8 protein-coding genes are annotated in these 7,963 nt (G+C 71.8%); 2 read left to right on the top strand and 6 right to left on the bottom strand.

From position 1 onward, the window contains the following. Positions 1–29 precede the first annotated feature (29 nt). Both ACWGN5_RS25700 and ACWGN5_RS25695 read right to left on the bottom strand, forming a co-directional pair. Complete coding sequence (locus ACWGN5_RS25700) at positions 30–212, bottom strand: CsbD family protein (RefSeq protein ID WP_453519206.1); 183 nt, start codon at positions 210–212, stop codon at positions 30–32. A gap of 76 nt (positions 213–288) precedes the next feature. Beyond that, positions 289–1,332: a magnesium and cobalt transport protein CorA gene (locus tag ACWGN5_RS25695; protein WP_453519205.1), complete on the bottom strand. Its 1,044-nt coding sequence runs from the start codon at positions 1,330–1,332 to the stop codon at positions 289–291. Between the two features lie 288 nt (positions 1,333–1,620). Between ACWGN5_RS25695 and ACWGN5_RS25690 the strand changes: the two genes are divergently transcribed. After that, positions 1,621–2,511, top strand: coding sequence for a DUF4436 family protein (locus ACWGN5_RS25690; RefSeq protein WP_453519202.1), 891 nt, complete (start codon positions 1,621–1,623; stop codon positions 2,509–2,511). Positions 2,512–2,540: 29 nt separating this feature from the next. Here the strand turns inward: ACWGN5_RS25690 and ACWGN5_RS25685 are convergent, their stop codons facing one another. Together ACWGN5_RS25685 and ACWGN5_RS25680 are read right to left on the bottom strand one after the other, a co-directional pair. Then, on the bottom strand, positions 2,541–4,130 hold the full coding sequence (locus ACWGN5_RS25685) for an alpha/beta fold hydrolase (RefSeq protein WP_453519200.1): 1,590 nt from the start codon (positions 4,128–4,130) through the stop codon (positions 2,541–2,543). Beyond that, positions 4,130–5,488: an alpha/beta fold hydrolase gene (locus ACWGN5_RS25680; RefSeq protein WP_453519212.1), complete on the bottom strand. Its 1,359-nt coding sequence runs from the start codon at positions 5,486–5,488 to the stop codon at positions 4,130–4,132. The genes ACWGN5_RS25685 and ACWGN5_RS25680 overlap by 1 nt, the downstream gene beginning before the upstream one ends. A gap of 614 nt (positions 5,489–6,102) precedes the next feature. Here ACWGN5_RS25680 and ACWGN5_RS25675 point away from each other — a divergent pair. Continuing rightward, positions 6,103–6,558 (top strand): tellurite resistance TerB family protein, encoded by a 456-nt coding sequence (locus ACWGN5_RS25675; protein WP_453519199.1) that lies wholly within the window; start codon positions 6,103–6,105, stop codon positions 6,556–6,558. Between the two features lie 36 nt (positions 6,559–6,594). On the opposite strand, the gene ACWGN5_RS25670 is transcribed toward ACWGN5_RS25675, so the two are convergent. Together ACWGN5_RS25670 and ACWGN5_RS25665 are read right to left on the bottom strand one after the other, a co-directional pair. Then, positions 6,595–7,524: a M56 family metallopeptidase gene (locus tag ACWGN5_RS25670; protein ID WP_453519197.1), complete on the bottom strand. Its 930-nt coding sequence runs from the start codon at positions 7,522–7,524 to the stop codon at positions 6,595–6,597. A gap of 5 nt (positions 7,525–7,529) precedes the next feature. Beyond that, the gene (locus ACWGN5_RS25665) at positions 7,530–7,955 is read right to left on the bottom strand and encodes a BlaI/MecI/CopY family transcriptional regulator (protein WP_453519194.1); all 426 of its coding nucleotides are present in this window, start codon (positions 7,953–7,955) and stop codon (positions 7,530–7,532) included. Positions 7,956–7,963 lie beyond the last annotated feature (8 nt).

Here is a 7,963-nt window from a genome sequence, read left to right as displayed (position 1 = left end):
TGCGTGCCGCGCCCGCTGCCGCGTGCCGGTCACTTCTTCTTCTCGCCCATCCTCCGCATCCGTGCGCCCGCGTCCGCCGCGGATTCCTCGACCCGTCCCTTGACCTTCTGTGCCTTTCCCTTCATTTCCATGCTCTTGTCGTCGGTCATCGAGCCGATTTCTTCCTTCGTCTTGCCCTTGACCTGATCGGCCTTGCCCTTGAGCTTGCCCATGGAAACTGCCTCCCGGATACGGGTACCGACCGTGGCGGGGTACCGGTTGCCTGGCGGTTACCCCCGAAGGGGGACGTCATGCTCCGCGGGACGGAGGTGTGTCGGTCGGCGCCGCCACCGGCGGTGGCGGGTGCCTGCGGCGTCGGCGGAGCCAGACGTAGAGCATCAGGCAGGGCAGCAGCATGCCGACGAGGGTGAGGACGAGGAAGGTCGTGAAGCCGTCGATGTGGCTGACCAGCCAGTCGAAGTTCTGGCCGAAGAAGCCGACCACGAAGGACAGCGGGAGGAACACGCTCGCGAGGATGGTGAGCCGCTCCATCGTGGCACTCTGCCGGAGGTTGATCTTGTTCTGCTCGACGGAGATCACCGCGATGTTCGCCTCCAGGACGGTGGTCAGCAGGTCGCGCTGTGCGGCGACCTCCTCGTTGACCAGCAGCAGGTGGTCGTGCACGTCGCGGATGTACGGCTGGAGCGCGGGCGGTGACTTGCCGGGCTGCAGGCGCCGGCCGAGGACGGCGAGGAGCGGGTGCACGGCGCGGTAGAAGTCCGTCGCCTCGCGGCGCAGGAAGTAGATCCTCTCGGTCGGGGCGACCGCCCCGGAGAACACGGTGGCCTCGATCTGCTCGATGTCGCGCTCCAGCTCCTCGACGACCGGCGCGTAGCTGTCGACCACCTGGTCGAAGATGGCCCACAGCGTGGAGGCGCTGCCGGTCTTCAGCAGCTCGGGGCGGCTTTCGAGCCGGCTCCGGGCCTCGTGCAGCTCGCTCGCGATGCCCTGGCGCACGGTGATCACGAAGTGTTCGGCGAGGAAGATGCTGATCTCTCCGGTGTCGATCTCCTCGCGCTCGTCGTCGTAGCGTGCCGTGCGCAGGATGATCAGCTCCGTGCCGTCCTCGTACTGCTCCGCCTTCGGCCGCAGGTGGAAGGTCCGGGCGTCCTCGACGGCGAGCTCGTGCAGTCCGAAGACCTCGCGGACCCGTCTCAGTTCCTCGGGGCCCGGTTCGAAGACGCCGAGCCAGACGAAGCCGCCCTGCCTGCAGTGCGCGGCCGCCTGCTCCAGTGCCATCGCGCCCTCGTGCTGGCGGCGCCCGTCCCGGTAGTGTGCACAGTCGACGATCATGGCCTCCTCCTCGCGGCCGACCGAGGTGCGCCGTCTCCGGCCCGCCGTCTCCTGCCCACCGGCGGCGTGGCGCGCCGTACCGGCCCCACAGCATTAGATGCTCCTCCGGGTCGCCGGAAATGTCCTCGCGATGGGCGACGGCGGCCCCGCCCCCGTATCGGAAGTCCGGTCGGCGCCGACACACCCGCCGGGATGCCCGGGTTCGCCGGCCCGGTCGACGAGGATCGCACTGCGGCCACCGCCCCGCGTCTCGGAGAAGAGTCGTTCCCCCAGCTCGTCGGAGTCACCATGGCCCCACCGTCGGATTCACCTCGCCCGCCCCGTTCCGGGGTGTCGATCCTCCTTCCGATCCTGATCCCCATCGCGGTCCTGATCGTGGTGGCGGTGGCCGTGGGGTCGTGGCTGCAGTTCTCCGAGCGGCAGGCACTCGACACGGTCCACACGGTCGGCTCCGAAGCCGCCGACCGCGTGGACGTGGAGGCCACCGTCCAGCGCGTCGACGCCGCGGCCCGGGAGCTGGTCCTCCGGGTCCGTGTCATCCCGCGCGGGTCCCTCGGCGAGGAGGACGGGACCGCGCCGGTGGCCGATCTCCTCCTCCAGACCTCCGCGGCGACCCTCGGCGACCTGGCGTTCAAGGCGCACGAGCGGCTCTCGACCAGGGACGTGCAGGTCGCGATCACGGGCGGGTCGATCAGCGACTATCCGTTCGACGCGTACGAGACCGATGTCGAGTTCTGGGCGGTGCTGGGTGGTGAGCCGGTGCCGGTGCGGGTGCTGTTCTCCAACAACGACACGCTCTTCTCTTTCTCCGCGACCCCCACGTCCTCCCCGCAGGAGGCGGTCGTGGGGCTGCGGGTGGTCAGATCGAGCAGCCTGCTGGTGTTCGCGGTGTTCATGATGATGGTGATGTGGGCGCTGGCGGCGTCCGTACTGATCGCAGCCTGGTACCTGGGCACCCGTGGCGAGGGCCTGGTCTGGCCGGCCCTCGCCTGGATGGCCGCCACGCTGTTCGCGCTCTCGGCGTTCCGCAACACGGCCCCCGGGACTCCGCCGATCGGCTGCGTGCTGGACTGGTTCGCCTTCCTGTGGGCCGAGACGATCATCGCGCTCTGTCTGATCGCCGTGGTGATCACCGGCGTCCACAGGGCCCTCGGGCCGGACGGCACCCGCCGGCCCTAGGGATTGTCAGACAGGCCTTATAGGACGGCTCAGGGCGCGAGTTCGAACTTCGGCGGCTGGAGCCCCGCGAGGCATCCCAGGTCCGGCGCGTCCGGACGGTCGAAGAACGAGACGGTCATCGTCTGCGAGCACTTCGAGTCGGCGAAGGTCACGTGGGCCACGTAGGGCACCGTGACGGCGATCGACCGGCTGAGGGTGCTCGCGGCGTACGGCCCGCTGCTCGGCGCGGTCTGGGCGTCGAAGCCGCCGGACACGACGAAGGTCGGGATGTCGCTGTAGGTCCGCTGCCGGACGGAGGGGTCCGCCGGGGGGACGTCCCAGGCGCGGCAGTCCGGGTGGAGCCAGGTGAGGAACGGGGCGTTGACGAGGACCGAGCGCGGGAACGTCGGGAACAGGCGCCGCCCCGCCCGGACGATGTCGACCTCGCTCTCGTACGGGGTCCACTCCCGGCAGAAGATGCCGTAGGCGAGCCCGTGCGAGGTCCTCCCGATGGCCTGCGGGCTGAGCTTGCCGCCCGCCCACTGCTCGGCGACCCGCTGCGGGTTGCCGTGGGCCAGCTCGTCGATGGAGCGGGGTACTCCGGCCGCCACATGGGTGGCGGAGGCCAGCCAGTTCACCAGGACTCCGCCGTCGAGCACGACCTTCACCGGCTGCGGGTGGCCCGGGACGGTGACGGTGGTGGTGATCGGATGGGCCTCGACCTGGCTGACGAGGCGCTCGAAGGTGGCCTTGAGGTTCGGATAGCGGGTGTTGCAGTCGGGCTGGTCGGCGCAGGCCTTGAACAGGCCGTCGTAGCCCTCTCGTGCGGCCTTCCAGGTCACGGCGCCGCCGGCCAGGGCGGGCGGCAGGACGCCGTCGATGCCGACGGACCGGATGCCCTTCGGGTGCAGGCGCATGTAGTGGAGCGCCAGGTTGGTCCCGTAGGAGATGCCGAACACGTTCCACTTCTTGATGCCGAGCGCCTTGCGCAGGTCGTCGTAGTCGGCGGCGCTCTCGGGGCCGTAGTAGGCGCTGGGGTCGGCCCCGCGGCTCACCACCCTGTCCCGGCACTTCCGCGTCTCCGCCACGTGCAGTCGCCCGGTGGACGGCGCGCCGAAGACGAGACCGAGGGAGTCGGCGGCGAACTGGTCGACGTTCGGGCAGGTGAGCCGCGGGTCGGCCGTGTAGGTCCCGCGCTGGGACATGAAGATGACGTCGCGGTCGCGGTTGAGGCCGCCGGCGACCGCCATCGGGATCTCGCCGACCGAGTCGTCGCCGGGCCCGCCGGCGAGCCACACGATCGGGTCGGGTGCCGGTCTGCTGGTGATCGCGGGGATGATCGCGACCGCGAGGGTGATCCTTCGGAACTTCCGGTGGGAGCGGTTCTCGGGGACGGTGAGCGTTCCACAGCGGGCGCGCTCCAGGTCCGGGACCGGGTCCGCCGGCGTCGGGCAGGGGCCGGGTTCGAAGTGGGCGCCGCCCGTCGTCCGGGCGACCGTGCCGATCGGGGCTCCGGAGCCGGAGTCGGCTCGGGCGGGCATCGCGGCCAGGCCGACGACGAGGGCTCCGGCCGTGGCTCCGGCCAGTGCGGCCGGGAGCCGGCGCGCGGGGCGCCGGTGTCGGGGTGGTCTGAGGGACATCATCGGGTCTCCAGTTCCGGGGTGATGGTGAACGGTGCCGGCGCGAGTCCTGCCACGCAGCCGGTGTCGGGCGCGGTCGGACGGCTGAGGAAGGAAGCCAGGACGCGCTGTGCGCAGGGCGACTGCGGGACCACGAAGTGGCCGATCCCGGGAATCCGCACGGCGGTGGAGCGGGACAGCGTGCGGCCGGTGTACGCCCCCCAGCTCGCCCCCGTCTTCGCGTCGAAGGTGCCGGAGACGATCAGCGTCGGCACGTCGCTGTACGTGGCGACCCGCTGGATCGCGGTGCGGTCCGGGACGTCCCAGGCACGGCACAGGTCGTACTCGAAGGGAAGCTGCGGTGCCTGGGCCAGGACCGTGTCCGGGAATCCCGGGAACGCCCGGCGCCCGGCTGCGAGGACGTCCGACTTCGAGAAGCCCGGTACCCACTCGCTGCACGCCACCGAATGCGTCAGACCGTGGGCGATCTCTCCGATGGCCGGCGTCGCGCCCGCGGCCTGGGCCTGCGCGAAACGCTCCGGGTTTCCGTGGGCGAGTTCGTCGAGCGCGGCGGGGACGTTCACGGCCGGCATCCCGCGGCCGTCGGCGACCAGCAGGTTGACCAGCGTGCCGCCGTCGAGGACGACCTTCACCGGGGCTCCGCCCCCTTGCGGCTGCACGGTCAGCCGCAGGGGGTTCGCCTCCAGGCGCCGGACCTGCTCGGTCAGCGTGCGCGAGAGGTTCGGGTAGCGGCTCTTGCAGGCGGGCTGGGCCTCGCAGGCCGCGAAGATCGCGTTGATCCCCTCCTGGGCGCTGTCCCAGGTCCAGGGCAGGCTCACGATCTGCGGGGGCGTGACCGAGTCGATCGCCACGGAGCGGATGCCCTGGGGGTGCCGGCGCAGGTAGGTGAGGGCCAGGTCGGTGCCGTAGGAGTAGCCGTAGACGTTCCACTTCCTGATGCCGAGCGCCTTGCGCAGGTCGGCGAAGTCAGCGGCGTTCTCCGTGGTGTTGTAGCTGCTGAGCCGGATTCCTTCGGCCGTCAGCCGGTCCCGGCACTGCTTCGCCGCGCGGACCAGGCCGCGCCCGGTGGAGGGCGCGTCGTGCGGCAGCCCCACGGCGGCCGCGTTGAACCGGTCGATCTCCGGGCAGGCGAGGTTCGGCTGTGAGTGGAGCGCGCCGCGCTGGGTCATGACGATCAGGTCGCGGTCCCGGTTCACGCCGGAGTCGACCAGGAAGGGGATGGCGCTGATCGCCTCGCCGCCGGGGCCTCCCTCCATGAAGACCACCGGGTCCTGGGCCGGCCTCGACGATGCGGCCGGAACGATGGCGACGGTGAGCTTGATGGTCCGTCCGCCGCGGTGGCCCCGGGTCTCGGGCACCTCCAGGAGGCCGCAGTGGCCTGGGACCGGATCGGGCGTGTCCGGGCAGGGGCCGGGTACGAACCGTGCCGGACCGCCCGGATGAGGGTCGGCGAGGAGGGGTGCGGCGGCACCGCTCGGTGTCGGAGCGACCGCGCCGAGGAAGGCCAGACCGGCCGCGACGAACGCCACACCGCCGGGCGAGCGCCGGGAGCGCCGTGGCGCGTACGGTCTCCGTGCCCGCCTTCGTACGGACCTGCCGCTCCCGCGAGCGAACGGCAGGCAGCCTGCTCTGATGCCCTGTTCGGTCATGTGATCCCGTCTCTGTGATGACCTCGGCCGCGCCGAGACCGACGACGATGCTGCGCGGCTCCGCATGACCCCGAACGCCTGCATGGGTCCGGTGGCGGCCACCGCGAAGGCCAGCCTCGGCCGAGGGACAGTCGTCCACCACCGGGGAGCGCCACTCGGAGCAGTGCTCGCCCGGCTGCTCGAAGCGTGTCCGGGGACGCGTCGGCCGGGGCGGTCTCGGGCGCGGCCCGCCGGAGGTGGAATCGGCGGGAACCTCCCGCCCCACTGATACGTTCTACAAGAACGTAGAAGTAACGGATCGCTCGACGTCTGGAGTGCTCAGCATGGCCCTGTGGGACCGCATCAAGGAGTCCGCATCGACGATGCAGACCCAGCTGGTGGCGAAGAAGAACGACCTGAAGAGCGGCGCGTTCCGCGACGCGAGCATGGCCATGTGCGCGCTCGTCGCCGCCGCCGACGGCACCGTCGACCCCGCCGAACGCCGCCGCGTCGCCCAGCTCATCGCGAGCAACGAAGTCCTGCAGAACTTCGACGCGATCGACCTCCAGCGCCGCTTCGACGCCAACCTCGACAAGCTCACCGCCGACTTCGACTTCGGCAAGGTGAGCGTGCTCCAGGAGATCGCCAAGGCGAAGAAGAAGCCGGCCGAGGCCCGCGCCGTCGTCCAGATCGGCATCGTGATCGGCGGCGCCGACGGCGACTTCGACAAGACCGAGCAGGCCGTCGTGAGGGAGGCGTGCTTCACCCTCGACCTGCCGCCCCACGAGTTCGACCTCTAGAAGTCCCCTACGGGGCCCGCGCGTTCCGAACTCCCGCTACATCGGGGTGGCCGCGCGCAGGATGAGGACGAGCGTGACGGCCGAGTTCGCGGAGGACAGCGCCGACACGGCCGTACCCACCGCGGCACCCCAGGCGGCCACACCGACGGCGGTGAAGACCGACGGCCACGCACGGCCCGCCGGGGCCGGCTTCAGGAGCGCCGCCACCCGGCGGGGCACGGGGCCGGTCGCGGCGAGCGCGGGCAGCGTGGCCGCGAGCGGCCCCCGGGAGGTGAGGGCCGCCTTGCCGATGGCTCGGGCGACGGTACGACGACTGCCGACGGCGGCGGCCGCCTCCTCGTCCGCCCACCGCTCGGCGGTGTACGTCACGGCCGTGCGCAGCGGGCGCAGGAACGGGTTCGCCCGGGCCGCGAGGTGTACCGCCAGCAGATGACGGTGGTGACGGCCGTTCAGATGGGCGCGCTCATGGGCGAAGAGCGCCCTGCGCTCGGCGGAGCTCAGGCCGGCCAGCATGCCCGTGCTGGCCACCACCCTGGCATGACGGCCGGGCAGCGCGTACGCGTAGGGATCGGCGTCGGGCAGCACCGCGACGGATCGCGTCGGCAGCCCGGCCAGCGCCGCCTCCGCGCGCCGGCGCACCCGCACATGGCGCCGGGCCGTCCAGGCGCAGGAGACGAGCACCGCGAGCAGCGCGGGAATGGCCGCCCGGCCGGCGATCTCGTCGTACGGGACGGCCGCGCGCACCTCGGGGTCCGACCACCCGTCGGGCAGCGGGTTGCCCGGCAGTTGGGCCGTCCCCACGATCACGAGGAGCCCCAGGCACAGGGTGCTGCACACGGCGAGGACGGCGGCCACCGCGACGAGCAGCCGGGTCGCGGTGCGCGGATGCAGACGCTGCTCCGCGAGGCGGGCGACCGGCCAGGCGGTGAGCGGGAGAACCAGCGGCAGGAAGACGAAAACCCCCATGGCGGTCAGTCTTCCCCCTCCTCGGGGGCCTCCTCGGAGACCTCGGCGAGGAGTTCACGCAGCAGACGCTCGTCGTTCGGCGACAGCGCGGTCACGAAGCTCGCGAGCACCGCCTCCCGGTCCGCCTCCGCGTCGAGCACCTTCCGCATCCGCAGCGCGGCGAGACCGGCCTCGTCCGCGACGGCCGTCCACACGAAGGACCGCCCGACGCGTTCCCTGGTGACCGCGCCCTTCGCGTGCAGCCGGGTCAGGATCGTGATGACGGTGGTGTACGCGAGGCCGCCACCGAGGCGTTCCTGCACCCACGCCACGGGCACGGGCTCGGCGGCGGCGCGCAGGGCGCCCAGGACCTGGGCCTCCAGCTCGCCCTGCCCTCTCCTGCGCGGAGCCGGATCCGCCCCGCCGCTGTTCCGCTCGACCACGCCGCCCATCGTACTGA

This window comes from Streptomyces sp. NPDC055815, from assembly GCF_053616475.1.
Note: the sequence above shows the minus strand (reverse complement) of the source record. Positions and strands in the feature narration are given on the sequence as shown.

Bases quoted from the DNA above. Each gene is read 5' to 3' on its own strand.
- ACWGN5_RS25700 (WP_453519206.1), bottom strand. From the start codon at position 212: ATGGGCAAGCTCAAGGGCAAGGCCGATCAGGTCAAGGGCAAGACGAAG.
- ACWGN5_RS25695 (WP_453519205.1), bottom strand. From the start codon at position 1,332: ATGATCGTCGACTGTGCACACTACCGGGACGGGCGCCGCCAGCACGAG.
- ACWGN5_RS25690 (WP_453519202.1), top strand. From the start codon at position 1,621: ATGGCCCCACCGTCGGATTCACCTCGCCCGCCCCGTTCCGGGGTGTCG.
- ACWGN5_RS25685 (WP_453519200.1), bottom strand. From the start codon at position 4,130: ATGTCCCTCAGACCACCCCGACACCGGCGCCCCGCGCGCCGGCTCCCG.
- ACWGN5_RS25675 (WP_453519199.1), top strand. From the start codon at position 6,103: ATGGCCCTGTGGGACCGCATCAAGGAGTCCGCATCGACGATGCAGACC.
- ACWGN5_RS25670 (WP_453519197.1), bottom strand. From the start codon at position 7,524: ATGGGGGTTTTCGTCTTCCTGCCGCTGGTTCTCCCGCTCACCGCCTGG.
- ACWGN5_RS25665 (WP_453519194.1), bottom strand. From the start codon at position 7,955: ATGGGCGGCGTGGTCGAGCGGAACAGCGGCGGGGCGGATCCGGCTCCG.